Origin of the sequence: Microbispora sp. H10885 (assembly GCF_014161415.1) — a bacterium.
Taxonomy (GTDB): Bacteria; Actinomycetota; Actinomycetes; order Streptosporangiales; family Streptosporangiaceae; genus Microbispora; species Microbispora triticiradicis.
Genome location: NZ_JABBWY010000008.1, coordinates 75252 through 91178 on the forward strand (window position 1 = coordinate 75252; position 15927 = coordinate 91178).

Below are 15927 nucleotides of genomic sequence, written 5' to 3' on the forward strand. Positions count from 1 at the left end.
CGGGTGGTATGGCGGGGAACGACAGGCTGCGAGCGGCCCTGGAGAGCCTGCGGCGTCACCTCGATCAGGACCTGTTCCCTCTGGAGATCGGGGACGCCGCGGCCGACCGGCGTGTGCTGAAGGAGCTGCGCGGACAGCTCGACGACTACCTGCTGCCCCGGCTCGCGGCCATCGACGCGCCGCTGCTCGCCGTCGTCGGCGGTTCGACCGGGGCGGGCAAGTCGACGCTGGTCAACTCGCTGGTCGGCACGACCGTGACCGAGCCGGGCGTGCTGCGGCCCACCACGCTCGCGCCGACCCTGGTGTGCAACCCCGCCGACTCTCCCTGGTTCACCTCCCCGGTGATCCTGCCCGGCCTGGCCAGGGTGACGGGCGGCGCGATCGGGGGAGCGGCCGGCGGGGGACGGGGCGAGCCCGGCACCCTCCGGATCGCCCCCGTGGAGGCGCTGCCCCCCGGGCTGGCGCTGCTCGACGCCCCCGACATCGACTCGGTCGTCACCGCCAACCGGGAACTGGCCGCGCAACTGCTCGCCGCCGCCGACCTGTGGCTGTTCGTCACGACCGCCGCGCGGTACGCCGACGAGGTGCCGTGGAGTTTCCTGCGCCTGGCCCGCGAGCGGAGCACGGCACTCGCGGTGATCCTCCAGCGGGTGCCGGACGAGGCACGTGAGCCCGTGGCCGCCGACCTGGCCCGGCTGCTCGCGGACAACGGGCTGGCCGGCACGCCGCTGTTCGCCGTACCGGAGCTGGCGCTGCCCTCGGAACGGGCCCGGCTGCCCGCGGCCGTCGTGCAGCCGATCGCGACCTGGCTCGCCGATCTGTCGGTGGACGCCAAGGCCCGGGCCGAGGTGGTCCGGCGCACCCTCACCGGGGCGCTCGACAGCCTCGCGACCCGGGTGCCCGATCTCGCCGACCGCGTCGAGCGCCAGCGCGCGGGCATCGCCGAACTGCGCGCCATCGCCGACAAGGCGTACGACGTGGCGATGTCGGCGTTCGACGAGGGCATGCGGGACGGCAGGCTGCTGCGCGGGGAGGTGCTGGCCCGCTGGCAGGACTTCGTCGGGACCGGCGACCTCATGCGGTCGCTGGAGTCGCGGATCGGCTGGCTGCGCGACCGGATCGCGGCGGCGTTCCGCGGCCGTCCCGCCCCCGACCGGGAGCTGCGTGTGGCGCTGGAGAGCGGGGTCGAGTCACTGATCCGGTCCACGGCCGACGGCGCCGCCGAGCGGGCCGTCGAGGCGTGGCTGGCCCTGCCCGCCGGGCGCGACGTGCTGGACAGGTCCGGCGTCGCCGTCTCCGGACGTCTCGGCCGCGCCTCCGCCGACCTGCCCCGCCGGGCGGGCGAGGCCGTACGCGCCTGGCAGGGTCACGTGCTCGACCTGGTCAGGTCGGAGGGCGCCGATCGGCGCACACTCGCCCGGGCGGCGTCCTTCGGGGTGAACAGCCTGGGGGTGCTGATCATGCTGGCGGTCTTCTCCACGACGGGCGGGATCACCGGCATAGAGCTGGGCATCGCCGGAGGCACGGGCGTGCTGAGCCAGAAGCTGCTGGAGGCCGTCTTCGGTGACCAGGCCGTACGCACCCTGACCCAGGAAGCCCGGGAGGACCTGCGCCGCCGGGTGCGGGCGCTGCTCGACGAGGAACGCGCCCGCTTCTCCTCACTGGTCGAGGGGCTCGGCCCGGCCACCGAGACGGCGGCCCGGCTGCGGGAGGCCGCAAAGGCCGTACAGGAGAGGGGCGATCTTTGAAGCTCCTGCGCAGGAAGGCGGAGGTGTCGCTGGACGCCCGCCTGGAGGCGCTCGCGGAGGCCGCCGGCCTGGCGGAGGGCCGGCTCGGCCATGACACCGTCGAGCGCGCCCGCGCCGTGGTGACCCGGGCCGGCGTACGGCGTGGCCTGTCGGTGGACCACACGGCCGTGGCTCTCGCGGGAGCGACGGGCAGCGGGAAGTCGTCGCTGTTCAACGCGTTGTCCGGGACGGAGCTCGCGACCGCCGGCGTGACCCGCCCGACCACGTCGAAGGCGCAGGCGGCCCTGTGGGGCCCGGACGGCTCCGGCCCGCTGCTCGACTGGCTCGGCGTCCCGGTGCGGCACACCGTCGAAGGGGAGAGGTCGGGGCTGATCCTGCTCGACCTGCCCGACCACGACTCGATCGAGCTGTCCCACCGCGAGGAGGTGGACCGTCTCGTCGCCGTGGTCGACCTGCTGGTCTGGGTGCTCGACCCGCAGAAGTACGCCGACGCGGCCGTGCACGAGCGTTATCTGCGGCCGCTCGCCCGGCACCGGGACGTCATGGTCGTGGTGCTCAACCAGGTGGACCGGCTGCCCGAGCACGCCGTCAAGCGCTGCCTGGACGACCTGCGAGGGCTGCTGGAGGCCGACGGCCTCGACGACGTGCCGCTCCTCGCCGTGTCCGCCCGCACCGGTGCGGGCATCCCCGAGCTGCGGGAGCTGCTCGACCGGAAGGTCTCCCGCCGCCGTGCCTGGTCGTCGCGTCTCGCCGCCGACGTGGCCTCGTCCGCCGCGGCGCTCTGGGCCGACACCCGGCCCGCGGTCACGGGCGACGCGCCGGTGGCCGTACGGGCACTCGCCCCCACCCCGGACGCCCGGGCGCTGACGGCGGCCCGCGCTTCCGCTCCGGCGGAGGCGGCGGCGCGCGTGCCCGCTCCGGTGGAGGCGACGCCCTCGCGCGCGGACGCCCGGACCCCGGAGACGGCGTGGCAGGGCCCCGCGCCGGCCGGGACGGCGCACGCGGGGACGACGCCGGCCGGGCAGGATCGGGCGTCGGCGCCGGGGGATGTGGTCGTGCCGGAGGTCACCGTGAGCAGGGCCCTGACACGGGCGCTCGCACAGGCGGCCGGGGTGCCGGTCGTGGTGGACGCCGTCGCGAAGTCACACCGGCACCGCTCGACCGCCGCGACGGGATGGCCGGTGACGCGCTGGCTGCGGAAGCTGAGGCCCGACCCGCTGCGCCGCCTGCACCTGGCCCGCGGCAGCCGGTCGTCGCTGCCCCCGGCCACCGCCGTGCAGGCGTCCGCCCTCGACACCGCGCTGCGAGACGTGGGAGTCGCCGCCTCGGCGGGGGTGCCCGAGCCGTGGGCGACAGCCGTACGGCACGCCGCCCGCTCGCGGTCCGGTGAGCTGACCGACACCCTGGACCGGGTGGTCGCGACCGTCTCCGGCGGCGTGTCCCGGGCTCCGCGCTGGTGGCGGGTGGCCGGGACGGCCCAGTGGCTGACCGTGGCCGCCATGGCGGCCGGGGCGATCTGGCTGCTCGTGGTGTTCGGGCTCGACTATCTGATGCTGCCCCGGCCGTTCACTCCGACCCTGGGCCGGGCGCCCTGGCCGACCGTGCTGCTGATCGGCGGCGCGCTGCTGGGCGTGCTGATCGCCCTGGTGTGCCGTGCGGCGGCCTGGCTGGGCGGGCGACGCCGGGCACGCAGGGCCGCCAGAGCCCTGCGCGCCCGGATCGAGCAGGTCGCCGCGGAGTTGATCGTCACCCCTACGCGGGATGAGCTGTCCCGCTACGCCCGGTTCGCCGAGTGCGTGACCGTCGCCGCGTCCTGACCGTCCGCCGGGACGCGCCGGGTCAGGGGCGTTCGGCGGGCGGGATGGTGCCCGACGGGTCGGGCGTGACGGCGTGGGCGGGGTCGGGGTTGGCCAGGGTGTCGAGGTCGGGACGGCCGGCTTCGATCCGGCGCGGGCCCATCTCGCTGTCCTCGGCCGCCGCCTTCGCCTCGGCGGCGGCGCGCTCGGCCTCCGCGACCGCCTCGCTGCCCGCCGCGCTCAGCTCACGCCTGCCGCTTTCCGCCGTGGTGGCGGAGGAGGCGGGCAGCGCCTCGGTGAACGCCTTGGACACCGAGTTGAGCGCCGAGGTGACCTCGCTCGGGATCACCCAGAACGTGTTGCCCTCGCCCTGCGCGAGCTGGGGCAGCACCTGGAGGTACTGGTAGGCGAGCAGCTTGGGGTCCGGGTCGTTGCGGTGGACGGCCTGGAACACCTCGTCGATCGCCTGCGACTGGCCCTGGGCCTTCAGGATCTGCGAGGTCCGCTCACCCTCGGCCCGCAGGATGGCGCTCTGCTTCTCGCCCTCAGCCGTGAGGATCTGCGACTGACGCTGGCCCTCGGCCGTGAGGATCGCCGCGCGCTTGTCCCGCTCGGCGCGCATCTGCTTCTCCATCGCGTCCTTGATGGTCTTCGGCGGGTCGATCGCCTTGATCTCGACCCGGTTGACCCGGATGCCCCACTTGCCGGTGGCCTCGTCGAGCACGCCGCGCAGCTGGCTGTTGATCACGTCGCGGGAGGTGAGCGTCTTCTCCAGGTCCATGCCGCCGACCACGTTGCGCAGGGTCGTCACGGTGAGCTGCTCGACGCCCTGGATGAAGTTGGCGATCTCGTACTCCGCCGCCCGGGGATCGGTGACCTGGAAGTACAGCACGGTGTCGATGTCCACCACCAGGTTGTCCTCGGTGATGACGGGCTGCGGCTGGAACGACACCACCTGCTCGCGCAGGTCCAGGAGCGGACGGACCCGGTCGATGTACGGGATCACGAAGTTCAGGCCGGGACCGAGCGTGCGGTAGTACCTGCCCAGGCGTTCGACGTTGCCGGCCCGGGCCTGCGGCACGATGCGGACCGACCGTAGGACCGTGAAGACCACGACCAGGGCGATGACGATTCCGGCGATTACTGCTCCGTCCATGCTCACTACTCCCGGGGGTACACGAGGGCGGTGGCGCCCTCGATCTCTATGACGTCGACCGTGGCCCCCGCCGGGATCACGAGCGTCTCGTCGTATGCGCGGGCCGACCACTCCTCGCCGCCGATACGTACCCGGCCGTCCCTGCCGGTGACCTCGGCGGTCACGTACGCGGGCTTGCCGATCAGCGCGGACACCCCGAAGCGGCGCGGCGGAGGCTGCTTGATGTGCCGCAACGCGAGGGGCCGTACTCCGGCGAGGCCGGCCGCGGAGGCGATGACGAACACGGCGAGCTGGAGCGCGGGCGGCAGCCCGACGAGCGCGACCACCGTCGTGAGAAGAGCCGCGATCGACAACAGTCCCAGCGCAGCGGTCAGCGTGAAGATCTCCGCGACGCCCAGCACCGCCGCCAGGATGAGCCATACGATCCAGGAGTCCATTGCCGCCTCCATAGCAATGAACGAATGTCATCACCGTCTGGTTCCTCCCTCAAACCTAACGTGCCGGGGAAACGGCCGTACCGGAGCATCGCGGGCGGGGCGTGGCGGTTCAGCTTCTCGTGACGTCCGGCGCGGACGGCGCGGACGGCGCTGACGGCGCTGACGGAGCGCCCGGCAGCCGTGACCCGGCGGGCAGCAGCGGTTGGCACGCGTTCACCGCCGCTCCGTATATCCGCGACGATCCGTCGACCCGCTCACCTCCGACGTCCAGGTTGACCAGGCCGTCCGACGAGAAGGTGACGTCGGGGAAGCCGGGCAGGCCGTGCGCGCGCATGCAGGCCGTGAAGGCGGCGCCTGTCTCCGCGCCGGTCGTGCCGCTCACGGCGGCGGTCCTCACTGTGGTCGTGGCGGTCACGGCCGTACGCTTCGCGGTCGCGGTGTCCGCGCCGGTCGCGCGGTTTCCGGCGGCCTTGCCGCCCGTGGCCCCGCCTGTGATCAGGCCGGTCAGCACGGCGATCACGGCCACGGCCGCCACGGCACCCAGCACGATCGCCGGGCCTGCGACGGCATGTGACATCCGCCTGATCGTCGGTCGCGTCATCTCGGCTGCTCCTCAGAGAATGGGGATCTGTCGACGCGTCCCAGCCAAGCGGGGCACCGGTTACGGGGACGGAACCGGAACGGTTACCCCGCTGTAACCGGTGGACGCGGCATGCTGAAGATCGTGAGGGTGCTGCTGGTCGAGGACCACGAGGAGCTGGCCGGGACGGTCGCCACGGGCCTGCGCCGTGAGGGCATGGCGGTCGACGTCGTGCTGGACGGCCACGCCGCGCTCGTCAACGCCGCGGTGAACGGTTACGACGTGATCGTCCTCGACCGGGACCTGCCCGGCCTGCACGGCGACGAGGTGTGCAGGTCGCTGGTCGAATCGGGGCACCCGGCGCGGGTGCTGATGCTGACCGCCGCCGGCACGATCGACGACAGGGTGACCGGCCTCGGCATCGGCGCCGACGACTACCTGCCCAAACCGTTCGCCTATGCCGAACTGGTGGCGCGGATCCGGGCGCTGGCCAGGCGGTCGCAACGGGCCCTGCGGCCGGTGCTCGTCCACGGCGACCTTCGTCTCGATCCGGCCGCGCGGAGCGCCACCCGTGCCGGGCGTCGCCTGCTGCTGAGTCCCAAGGAGTTCGCCGTCCTGGAACTGCTGCTGGCGGCCGAGGGCGCCGTGGTCTCCGCCGAGGAACTGCTGGAACACGCCTGGGACGAGTTCGCCGACCCCTTCACCCAGACGGTGAAGGTGACGGTCAGCCGGCTGCGCCGCAAGCTGGGCGATCCGCCGCTGATCGAGACCGTTCCGCAGGCCGGATACCGCGTCTGAGCCGCTCCCCTCGCGGCCGCCCCGGCCCGCGGGGCTCCCATCACCACGCCGATCAGAGACGACCGCCGGTCTGGAGGTTCCGTGAGGACCGTACGGCTGCGCCTGACCCTGCTCTACACGGGCCTGTTCCTGGTGGCCGGGGCGCTGCTGGTCGCCCTCGTCTACGTCCTGGCCCGTTTCTCGCCGTTCCCCGGCCCGGCACCCGCGCCCACGGCTCCCGGGGGTGGCGGACCGCCCGCCGGGACACTCGGACCGGATCACGTCGAGCAGGCCGCGAACCTGCGCCGCCTGCTGGTGAACTCCCTGGTCGCGTTCGCGGTGGCGGCCTTCGCGGCGATGGTCCTGGGCTGGTTCGCGGCGGGGCGCGCCCTGCGGCCCCTGGGGGCGATGACCGCGACGGTCCGGCGCATCACCGCCGAACGGCTCGACCGGCGGCTGCCCGTCTCCGGGCCGGACGACGAGCTCAGGCGGCTGGCCGTCACCTTCAACGACCTGCTCGACCGGCTGGAGGGGGCGTTCACCGCGCAGCGGAGGTTCGTCGCCAACGCCTCCCATGAGCTGCGCACTCCGCTGACACTGCAACGGGCCACGGCCGAGATCGCGCTCGCCGATCCGGAGGCCGACGCCGAGTCGTTGCGGGCCGTGCTGGGACGCGTGCTGGCGGCCGGGGAACACCAGGAACGGCTCATCGAGGCGCTGCTCACCCTGGCCCGCAGCCAGGAGGGCCTGCACCGGCGGGAGCGGCTCGACCTCGCGGCCGTCACCGCGCAGGCACTCCGGCACGGGGACGACCCCGGCCCCCGGATCGAGGCGTCGCTTCACCCGGCGCCCGCCTTCGCCGATCCCGCTCTGATCGAACGTCTGGTGGCGAACCTTCTCGACAACGCGCGGAGGTACAACGTGCCGGGCGGGTGGATCACGGTGTGGACCGGCGTGACGGGCGGCCTCCCCACGCTCAGGATCCGCAACAGCGGCCCGCCGATCCCGGCGGAGCGCGTCCCCCTGCTGCTTCAGCCCTTCCAGCGGCTGCAGAGCGGCAGGAAGGCGGGCCGGGACGGGCTCGGACTCGGACTGTCGATCGTGGCGGCGATCGCCGAGGCCCACCACGGCACGCTGGACGTCCGCCCCCGCTCTGAGGGAGGGCTCGACGTGACCGTCGCCCTGCCCGGTCCAGTCCTGAAGGAAGGCCAGGCCTGACCGTCGCGCTCCAGAGGTGCGTCAGGGGGGAGCGGCGCGGGCGCCGCCGGCGAGCCATTGGGGCCAGGAGAGCTGCCAGTAGCCCCAGCCGTTGTCCCACTCCAGCCTGCGGGAGGTGCCGGTGACGACGACGGGGTCGCCGCGGAGGGCGTGGTCGTAGAACCATCGGGCCTCGTCGGGGCGGACGTTGACGCAGCCGTGGCTGACGTTCACCCTGCCCTGCGCCCACGTGTTGTCCATCGCGTGGACGTACTCGCCGCTGTTGGAGATCCGCACGGCGTAGCCGATGAGCTTGTCGTAGTAGCCGGGGTCGCCCTCGCGGCGGCCCGGCGACACCATGCGGACGGGGTTGCCCTTGTCCATAGTGAGATGGGTGCCGCTCGAAGTGGTGTACTCCCTGGTGGTCGCCATGCCGGCGCTGATCCGCATCCGCCGCGTCACCACCCCGTCCTGCCGTACGACCATCTGGTGGGCCCGGGTGTCGACGGTGCTCACCATCGCCCGGCCCACGGTGAAGGCCACGCTCCGGTCGGCGGCGCCGTACGTGGCGGGTCCGGCGCGGACCCCGGCCAGGTGGGCGGTGAAGCGCACGGTCGTGTTCGCCGGCCACATCCTGCGGGGACGGTAGACGACCTGGGCGGGCCCCGGCCAGCGCCAGGCGCCCTCGACGGGCCCCCGCACCTCCAGCGCGCGTTCGACGGCCGCGCGGTCCTCCACCGGCCGGGTGAACGTCACGACGATCGGCATGCCGATCCCCACCGTCTCCCCGTCGTACGGCGCGACCGAGGCGACGGCCACCTCACGGCGCGGGCGGAGGGTGCGGAAGCTCGCGGCGGCCTGGCCGGTCACGCCCTCGGCTCCGGTGGCGACCGCGTCGACCACGTACTGCGTGCCGGGACGCAGCGTCCAGGAGGACCGCCACACGGTGCGGGACGGATCGAACGCGCCGGGCACCGGATCACGTCCCGCGAACGCCAGCACGGTGGTGAGCCTGCCGCCCTCCGCTCTGACGACGAGGCCCGCGTCGGGCGGCGCCTCCGCCGTGCCCGACGCCGGGGCGATCGTGATGCGCGGCGCGGGCGGCACGCGCACGGCGCAGCCGGCGGAGAGCACCGCGCACCACGTGAGCAGCACCGCGAGCACCGCGCGGCCCACGAGCACCAAGCGGCTCACGGGCACCAAGCGCCTCACGGGCGGCGCCGCGAACCGGCCGTCGGGCGTGTGCCGGTCCGGCCGGCCGGACCGGATGCCTCGCTGGGGACGCTTGGGTAACTCCACGGGCCCCAAAGATAGCGAGGGGTGACGACAGAAATACGCTAAGTCGCCGGAAGGATAGTCCCCGACACCTCGCCGAGGCTCATCCCGTGCGAGGTCCAGGCCGTGATCGTCACGGTGTCGCCGTCCTCCAGGAACGTGCGGGTCTCGCCCGGCAGCTTCACCGGCTCGGCGCCGTTCCAGGTCAGCTCGATGAGCGAGCCCGGCTGCCCGGCGGACGAGACGGTCCCGCTCGCGAACAGGTCGCCGGTGCGGAGACCCGCGCCGTTCACGGTCAGGTGGGCGAGCATCTGGTCGGGAGTCCAGTACATGTCGCGGTACGAAGGCGTGGAGACCGTCTCGCCGTTCAGGTCGATCCGCAGGGTGAGGTCGAGGCCCCAGGGCGTCTGCCTGGTCAGGTACGGAAGGGGCTCCGGGTCCTGCGACCGGCCCTCGACCCTGGCCTCCTCCAGCGCCTCCAGCGGGGTGATCCACGCCGACATGGAGGTGGCGAACGACTTGCCCAGGAAGGGACCGAGCGGGACGTACTCCCACGCCTGGATGTCCCGGGCACTCCAGTCGTTGACGAGCGCGACCCCGAAGACGTGGTCCTCGAACGCGCCGGCGCGCCCGCCGAGCGGCGCCGGCACGCCGACGACGAAGCCGAGTTCCGCCTCGATGTCCAGCTTGGCCGAGGGCCCGAAGGACGGCCGTTGCCCGCACGGCCGCCTGATCGGCGTCCCGGACACCACGACGCTGCCCGCCCGGCCGTGGTAGCCGACGGGCAGGTGCCGCCAGTTCGGCTTCAGCGGCTCCTCGCCCGGCCGCAGGATGCGCCCGAGGTTGGACGCGTGCTCCAGCGAGGCGTAGAAGTCCACGTAGTCGGCCACCTCGACCGGCAGGTGCAGGGTGACCTCCGCCAGCGGGATCAGATGGTCGCCCGCGGCCGCGGCCTCGCGCGCCCGTCCCCGCGCCTCCTGCCAGGCCGTACGGCCGAGGGCGAGGAACGGGTTGAGGCTGGGCGCGGCGAAGACGTCCCTGCCCAGGGCGGCCGCCAGGTCGAGGACGTGGTCCCCGACCCGGACGCCGACCCTGCGGGGCTCCCCGGCCCGGGAGAACACGCCGTACGGCAGGTTGCCGAGGCCGAAGCTCATCGCCGCGCCGCCCACGTCCACGCGTAGCCGGTGTCCTCGCACGCGAGGGCGGCCTGCCCGAGGTCGAGCGGGCGGAACGTGTCGATCATCACGGCCATCTCGGTCGTGTCGGTGTGTCCCTGGCGCACGGCCTCGACGGCGGCCTCCACCGCGCCCGGCTGGGGGCCGTGCGTGAAGCCCGCGGGGTGCAGCGAGATCGAGCCGACGTCGATGCCCGATCCCTTCCTGGCCGTGTAGTCGCCGCCCACGTAGAACATGAACTCGTCGGAGTCCACGTTGTGGTGGTTGTACGGGATCGGCACCGCCTCCGGGTGGAAGTCCAGCGGGCGGGGGCAGAACGAGCAGACGACGAAGCCGGGCCCTTCGAACGTCTGGTGGACCGGCGGCGGCGCGTGGGTCCGCTTCACGATCGGCTCGAAGTCCCGGATGTTGAACGCGTACGGATAGAGGCAGCCGTCCCAGCCGACCACGTCGAAGGGGTGGTTGGCGTAGGTCAGCCGGGTCAGTCCGCCCCGCGTCCTGACCAGGACCGGCACCTCCTCGCCGTCCACGAGCAGCGGCTCGGCCGGCGCCCGCAGGTCCCGCTCGCAGTACGGTGCGTGCTCCAGGAACTGGCCGTACTGGGACAGGTAGCGTTTCGGCGGCCTGATGTGCCCGGCCGCCTCGATCACCAGCGCGGTCACCGGTCCCTCGGGCACCCAGCGGTGGATCGTCCCGGTCGGGACGACCACGTAGTCGCCCTCGGCCACGTCCAGCGCGCCGTACGCCGACTCGAACCTGGCCCGGCCGCTCGCGACGTACACGCACTCGTCGCCCATCGAGTCGCGGTACAGCTCACTGGGGGCGTCGCACGAGGCGTACGAGATGCGGACGTCGGAGTTGCCCGCGAGCGGTAGGCGCCCGGAGACCAGGTCGCCGCCGGGCTTCAGGTCCTGGGTGCGGAAGTGCCGGGGGGAGAGCGGCAGGTTCGGCGTGAGAGCGGGCGTTCCCGCGTCCACGGCCTCGGCCTTGACGATCGCCGTCGGCGCGTGGCGGTGGTAGAGCAGCGAGGAGTCGGAGGAGAAGCCCTCCTCTCCCATGAGCTCCTCCTTGTACAGTCCGCCGCCGGGGGCGCGGAACTGGACATGGCGCTTGCGCGGGACCTCCCCGACCACCCGGTAGTACGGCATGACGCCTCCATGTGTCCGGCTATCGGACGAGCATGTCCTATATATGTACGACGATTCGCCATGCCTGCCCCGATGTCAAGCGTGCGGCCATGCGCGAGCGGAACACGGCCTTCGCCGGGCCGCGGCCGGCGCGGGGCGACCGTCAGCGTGGAGGTTCGGTCAGGGCGGTCGTGAGCCGGGCCGCCGCGTCCAGGACGAGCGGGCCCACCTTCTCGGCGTCCAGGTCGGCGAAGCTGATCACCCCGACCGACGCCTCCAGCCAGGGAAGACCCCGGATCGGGGCGGCGATGCCCTGCGCCCCCTCCTGGAGCTGTCCCCTGCTCGTGTACAGCGGCGGCTCCGCGAGGCCCTCCCTCAGCGCGAGCAGCGCCTGCCCGCCCGCGCCGCGCGTCAGGGGGTGGCGCGATCCCTCGCGGTAGGCGACGTGGAGATCGGTCCACGAGGGCTCGACCACTGCGACCGCGAGTCCTTCGTCGCCTTCGGCCACGGTCAGGTGGGCGGTCGCCCCCGCGTGCTCGGCGAGCGCGCGCAGCTCCGGCAGGGCCGCCGCCCGCAGCAGCGGATGCACGGCCTGGGCCAGGACCAGCACGCCGAAGCCCAGGTGCACCCGGCCGTTCGCGTCCCGCCGGGCGAACCCCTCGGCCTGCAGCGTCGTCAGCAGCCGGTAGACGATCGGCCGGCTGAGGCCCAGCTCCTGGGCCAGCTCGGTGGGCGTCCGCCCCCGGTTGGCGTCGGCGAGAAGCCGCAACAGCCGTAAGCCCCGTTCGAGCGTCTGCGCCGATTCGGCCGCCATCATGACTCGATTATCGCCGCCCCGGCACCCTGGAGCGGCGTGCTTCCCGGCTCTTCAGGGGTGCGCCGCCGCATTGGTCCGGGGCGGCGAGGGCCGGGCAGGACGGTCGCCCATCGGCAGGGACGCGCACGGGCTCGCGGGCGTCCGCCCAGACCTCGTCGCCGCCTTCAGCGCCCGCCCGGGGCCGGATCAGCGTCCGCTGAGCCAGGTGGCGAACTCGTCGAGGTCGATCAGGCCGTCGCCGTCCGCGTCGACCTTGTTGATCGCCCCCTGTGCGCCCTCGGGCGTGAGCGGCTGCCCGAGCACCTCCATCAGGCGGACGAGTTCCGCGGCCGAGATCCGTCCGTCCTGGTCGGTGTCGATCAGGTTGAAAGTCGCCGCGTATTCGCTCATGCCGTCCTCCTCGGGATCGCGATCAGCACCCTAACCGAAAGCACGCACTGCCCACAGGGATCGCGGCCAACACTTTTCGTCGGTGGCGTCTGGCAGCATGACGACCCATGACGGTAAGCCTGGAGGGGAAGGTCGCTCTGGTCGCCGGGGCGACCCGCGGCGCGGGCCGCGGCATCGCGGTGGAGCTGGGCGCGGCGGGCGCGACGGTGTACGTGACCGGCCGCACCACGCGTGAGCGGCGTTCGGAGATGAACCGCCCGGAGACGATCGAGGAGACGGCCGAGCTGGTCACCGCCGCCGGAGGGCGGGGGATCGCCGTGCCGGTCGACCATCTCGACCACGACCAGGTGCAGGCCCTGGTGAAGCGGATCGACGCCGAGCAGGGTGGGCTCGACGTGCTGGTCAACGACATCTGGGGCGGGGAGCTGCTGTTCAGCTGGAGCGACCGGCTCTGGGAGCACTCCCTCGACGACGGCCTGCGCATCCTGCGGCTCGCCGTCGACACGCACATCGTCACCAGTCACTACGCGCTGCCCCTGCTGATCCGCAGGCCGGGCGGGCTGGTCGTGGAGGTGACCGACGGCACGGCGGAGTACAACGCCGCCAACTACCGCCTCTCGTTCTTCTACGACCTCGCGAAGACCTCGGTGCTCCGCATGGCGTTCGCGCAGGCCAAGGAGCTGGCGCCGTACGGCGCGGCGGCGGTGTCGCTCACGCCCGGCTGGCTGCGCTCGGAGATCATGCTGGAGCACTTCGGCGTGACGGAGGCGACCTGGCGGGACGCGCTGGTTCGCGAGCCGCACTTCGCCATCTCCGAGACCCCGGCCTTCGTGGGGCGGGCGGTCGCGGCCCTGGCCGCCGACCCCGAGGTGAGCCGCTGGAACGGGCAGTCGTTGTCCAGCGGCGGGCTCGCCCAGGTGTACGGCTTCACCGACGTGGACGGCAGCCGCCCGGACGCCTGGCGCTACATGGTCGAGGTGCAGGACGCCGGCCGCCCCGCCGACGTCACCGGATATCGGTAGCGGCGGAGCGGCCGAGGGTGGCGGTGACCAGGGTCCAGTCGACGTGGGCGACGGCGGCGTTGCCGCCCGCCGTGCCCGCGACCCAATGCGTGACCTGCGGCGCCTCCCTGCTGTCCGGCACGACCCAGGTCGCCCCGGTGTCGACGCCGTCGCGGGACAGCCGGGCCACGCCCGCGCTGTCCACCGCGACCCTCCAGGTGGCCGCCCGCCCGGCGCCGGTGAGCGAGACGACCTTCTCCCAGGTGCCGGAGCCCTTCTTCATCGCCCACACACCGCTCCGCTGCACCGTCAGCATGAGCCGCCGGGCGCCGTTGGCGACCTTGCAGCCGAGAGCGACCCCCTGTCCGGTGCGGGGATCCAGGGCGCTGTCGTCGATCACCCGGCCGTGGAACTCCAGAGTGAAGTCGCAGGCCGTGGTCACGTCGAGCGGCAGAGTGGCCGCCGTGACCCGGCTCGTGGTGCTGCGCAGGCGCAGGCCGCCGTCCAGGAGCGACGCTCCGCCCGCCGGGTCGAGCCGCCAACCCTGCCAGGACCCGCCGGCCACATGGTCGGTGACCTCCAGCAGGTCGAGCACGGCCTCTCCGTCGCTCCGGACCGACACGCCCCTCGGGCCGGACGACGCGGGGAGGGCCCACCGGGAGGCCGTGGGGGAGGCGGAGGGGAGGGACTGCGCGACCACGGTGCCCGTGGCGTCGACGATCAACCGCCACCGGTCGCCCGCGCCGGGGACGGGCACCGGCCCCTGCGCGGTCAGCACCTGCGGCCCGCCGGGACGGACGACGGCGGTGAGGAGCCGCCTGCCCGTGTCCACCTCGATTCTCAGGCCCTCACCCGAGGCGGGAAATCGGGTCACCCTGCCGTGGAAGGTCAGGACGAAACCCCCCGGCGGTCCGTACGGACGGCTGATCCGCCCGGCGGCGAGGCGCAGCGCGCCCGCCGGCTCCGGCACCGTCACACCGCCGCTCCGGGTCCATCCGTTCCATCCGGGGGCGATCCCGGTGAAGACCTCCGGCAGGTCGAGCCGGGCGGCCCTGATCTCGATCTGGTTGTGCTCCCAGACGACGAAGAACCGGCCCGGCTCGTACTCGTCGGCCGAGGCGTAGACGTCCCAGCCGCGGGCCGCCCCCGAGGTCAGTCGCCTGCCGTCGGCGAAGAGCCGTCCCGGGCCCCACGGCGTGCCCGGCAGTTTGACCTTGTAGTGGAGGACCTCGCGGTACTGGTCGGGCTTGCCGGACGCCGGTCCGGTGAACGGCCCGGCCAGCGTGTTGTAGATCGTCAGGTAGCGCCCGTCGGAGTCCCGGGTGAAGAACGTCTTGACGTAGTAGTTCGGCAGTTCCGGGTCCACGGCGAAGGCGGACCAGGTCAGCCCGCCGTCCACGCTCGTCGCGGTCGCGGCGTACGCCGCGTGCGAGCGGTAGTAGGCGTCCTTGTCCGCCGCGGTGCCGCCGCGGGTCGTGCGGGCGACCATGAGCAGCGTGTCCGGGTCGTCCTGGGCCACCACGACCTGCGGTTCCTCCACCGACAGGCCGGGCGGGTTGGCCGCGAGAGCGCCGGGCGTCCAGGTGACCAGGTCCGCCGAACGCAGCACGCCGGCCCTGGTGGTGCCCCCCGCCGCCTGCCAGTACGGCACCAGCCACAGGCCGTCGTGCCTCAGCGGCTTGCCGGCCACCACGACCCCTCTGGTGTTGGCGGGCACGGCCACCGACACGGGGAAGCCGGTCCACGTGCGGCCGCCGTCGGTGCTCTTCTTCGCGACCATCGTGACGGGGAAGCCGTCGACGTTCCCGGCGGCGTCGCGGTCGGCGCCGATGGTGATCCGGCCGAGGAGCGCCAGCAGCGTCCCGCCGTCCTTGAGGAACATGACGTAGTGGTAGCGGTGCTCGGACGTGTCGGCCGCGAGCGTGCCGATGGTCCAGGTGCGGCCCGCGTCGCCGGAGCGGCCGTACATGATCGCGCCCTGGTCGGTGGGGGAGGAGTCGTGCGCGTCGGCCACTCCGGCACGCCAGGCCACCACGAGACGGCGGGCGTCGAGCGCGGCGATGTCGGGCACCCGGTTGCCCTCGTGCGGAAGCTCGCCCGGCGCCGGGCCCTCGGCGCGGCCATCTACCCGGCTGTACACGGTGACGGGGTCGCGGACGGCGGCGCCGACCACGTCGATATCGGGCCATGACCGGTCAGACTGTGCCATCGTCCCAGGGAACACGCCCGCCAGACGGCAGAGAGGGCGGGTCGTAGGGAATTCAGTTCATGTGCATCTACCGGTAATGTCCACCGCCGCCTCGCCCCGGGCGGCTTGTCCTAGGGCGGCGGGTCGCGCCGCCCGAGGGCGGTGACGCGGAGTGGGGGGACAGGCGGGCCGTCCGCCTGGGGCGGTGCCGCCGCCGTTCGCGCGCGTCCCCCGGGGCCCGCTCGGGGCACCGGGGGACGCCG

The 15927-nt window shown here is 73.5% G+C and carries 14 protein-coding genes; 5 read left to right on the forward strand and 9 right to left on the reverse strand.

The window, feature by feature from the left end:
• The first annotated feature begins 8 nt into the window (after positions 1-8).
• Both HHX37_RS21765 and HHX37_RS21770 read left to right on the forward strand, forming a co-directional pair.
• Entirely contained in the window at positions 9-1748 is a 1740-nt protein-coding gene (locus HHX37_RS21765; RefSeq protein ID WP_117410471.1) for an ABC transporter, read from the forward strand.
• Positions 1745-3565: a YfjP family GTPase gene (locus HHX37_RS21770; RefSeq protein ID WP_182886554.1), complete on the forward strand. Its 1821-nt coding sequence runs from the start codon at positions 1745-1747 to the stop codon at positions 3563-3565. The genes HHX37_RS21765 and HHX37_RS21770 overlap by 4 nt, the downstream gene beginning before the upstream one ends.
• 22 nt (positions 3566-3587) lie before the next feature.
• Here the strand turns inward: HHX37_RS21770 and HHX37_RS21775 are convergent, their stop codons facing one another.
• From HHX37_RS21775 to HHX37_RS21785, 3 genes are all read right to left on the reverse strand, one after another.
• Complete coding sequence (locus HHX37_RS21775; RefSeq protein ID WP_182883563.1) at positions 3588-4700, reverse strand: SPFH domain-containing protein; 1113 nt, start codon at positions 4698-4700, stop codon at positions 3588-3590.
• Between the two features lie 5 nt (positions 4701-4705).
• Positions 4706-5137 carry an NfeD family protein gene (locus HHX37_RS21780; RefSeq protein WP_117410474.1) on the reverse strand — a complete coding sequence of 144 codons (432 nt, stop codon included), beginning with the start codon at positions 5135-5137 and terminating at the stop codon, positions 4706-4708.
• A gap of 109 nt (positions 5138-5246) precedes the next feature.
• On the reverse strand, positions 5247-5738 hold the full coding sequence (locus tag HHX37_RS21785) for a hypothetical protein (protein WP_182886555.1): 492 nt from the start codon (positions 5736-5738) through the stop codon (positions 5247-5249).
• Positions 5739-5861: 123 nt separating this feature from the next.
• Here HHX37_RS21785 and HHX37_RS21790 point away from each other — a divergent pair, with 123 nt between their 5' ends.
• Both HHX37_RS21790 and HHX37_RS21795 read left to right on the forward strand, forming a co-directional pair.
• Positions 5862-6515, forward strand: coding sequence for a response regulator transcription factor (locus HHX37_RS21790; protein WP_182883615.1), 654 nt, complete (start codon positions 5862-5864; stop codon positions 6513-6515).
• Positions 6516-6596: 81 nt separating this feature from the next.
• Positions 6597-7712, forward strand: coding sequence for a sensor histidine kinase (locus HHX37_RS21795; RefSeq protein WP_220499834.1), 1116 nt, complete (start codon positions 6597-6599; stop codon positions 7710-7712).
• A gap of 21 nt (positions 7713-7733) precedes the next feature.
• Here the strand turns inward: HHX37_RS21795 and HHX37_RS21800 are convergent, their stop codons facing one another.
• The 5 genes from HHX37_RS21800 to HHX37_RS21820 all read right to left on the reverse strand — a co-directional run bounded on the left by HHX37_RS21800 (position 7734) and on the right by HHX37_RS21820 (position 12475).
• Positions 7734-8885 (reverse strand): L,D-transpeptidase, encoded by a 1152-nt coding sequence (locus tag HHX37_RS21800; protein WP_182886556.1) that lies wholly within the window; start codon positions 8883-8885, stop codon positions 7734-7736.
• A 143-nt stretch (positions 8886-9028) separates the two neighbouring features.
• Complete coding sequence (fahA, locus tag HHX37_RS21805; RefSeq protein ID WP_182886767.1) at positions 9029-10120, reverse strand: fumarylacetoacetase; 1092 nt, start codon at positions 10118-10120, stop codon at positions 9029-9031.
• The gene (locus HHX37_RS21810) at positions 10117-11289 is read right to left on the reverse strand and encodes a homogentisate 1,2-dioxygenase (RefSeq protein WP_182886557.1); all 1173 of its coding nucleotides are present in this window, start codon (positions 11287-11289) and stop codon (positions 10117-10119) included. The genes fahA and HHX37_RS21810 overlap by 4 nt, the downstream gene beginning before the upstream one ends.
• A gap of 142 nt (positions 11290-11431) precedes the next feature.
• A complete protein-coding gene (locus HHX37_RS21815) occupies positions 11432-12085 on the reverse strand; it encodes an IclR family transcriptional regulator (protein ID WP_259406654.1) in 654 nt (217 codons plus the stop codon).
• A gap of 186 nt (positions 12086-12271) precedes the next feature.
• On the reverse strand, positions 12272-12475 hold the full coding sequence (locus tag HHX37_RS21820) for an EF-hand domain-containing protein (RefSeq protein WP_117410479.1): 204 nt from the start codon (positions 12473-12475) through the stop codon (positions 12272-12274).
• 107 nt (positions 12476-12582) lie between these two features.
• On the opposite strand from HHX37_RS21820, the gene HHX37_RS21825 reads away from it, so the two are divergent.
• Positions 12583-13497, forward strand: a complete 915-nt coding sequence (locus HHX37_RS21825) for an SDR family oxidoreductase (protein WP_182886558.1) — start codon at positions 12583-12585, stop codon at positions 13495-13497.
• On the opposite strand, the gene HHX37_RS21830 is transcribed toward HHX37_RS21825, so the two are convergent.
• Complete coding sequence (locus HHX37_RS21830) at positions 13481-15685, reverse strand: sialidase family protein (RefSeq protein ID WP_182886559.1); 2205 nt, start codon at positions 15683-15685, stop codon at positions 13481-13483. The two genes, HHX37_RS21825 and HHX37_RS21830, sit on opposite strands and share 17 nt — an antisense overlap.
• Between the last annotated feature and the right edge of the window lie 242 nt (positions 15686-15927).

Excerpts from the sequence above, each read along its gene's own strand:
- HHX37_RS21765 (WP_117410471.1), top strand. The coding sequence starts at position 9 with ATGGCGGGGAACGACAGGCTGCGAGCGGCCCTGGAGAGCCTGCGGCGT.
- HHX37_RS21775 (WP_182883563.1), bottom strand. The coding sequence starts at position 4,700 with ATGGACGGAGCAGTAATCGCCGGAATCGTCATCGCCCTGGTCGTGGTC.
- HHX37_RS21780 (WP_117410474.1), bottom strand. The coding sequence starts at position 5,137 with ATGGACTCCTGGATCGTATGGCTCATCCTGGCGGCGGTGCTGGGCGTC.
- HHX37_RS21785 (WP_182886555.1), bottom strand. The coding sequence starts at position 5,738 with ATGACGCGACCGACGATCAGGCGGATGTCACATGCCGTCGCAGGCCCG.
- fahA (WP_182886767.1), bottom strand. The coding sequence starts at position 10,120 with ATGAGCTTCGGCCTCGGCAACCTGCCGTACGGCGTGTTCTCCCGGGCC.
- HHX37_RS21810 (WP_182886557.1), bottom strand. The coding sequence starts at position 11,289 with ATGCCGTACTACCGGGTGGTCGGGGAGGTCCCGCGCAAGCGCCATGTC.
- HHX37_RS21815 (WP_259406654.1), bottom strand. The coding sequence starts at position 12,085 with ATGATGGCGGCCGAATCGGCGCAGACGCTCGAACGGGGCTTACGGCTG.
- HHX37_RS21820 (WP_117410479.1), bottom strand. The coding sequence starts at position 12,475 with ATGAGCGAATACGCGGCGACTTTCAACCTGATCGACACCGACCAGGAC.
- HHX37_RS21825 (WP_182886558.1), top strand. The coding sequence starts at position 12,583 with ATGACGGTAAGCCTGGAGGGGAAGGTCGCTCTGGTCGCCGGGGCGACC.
- HHX37_RS21830 (WP_182886559.1), bottom strand. The coding sequence starts at position 15,685 with ATGGCACAGTCTGACCGGTCATGGCCCGATATCGACGTGGTCGGCGCC.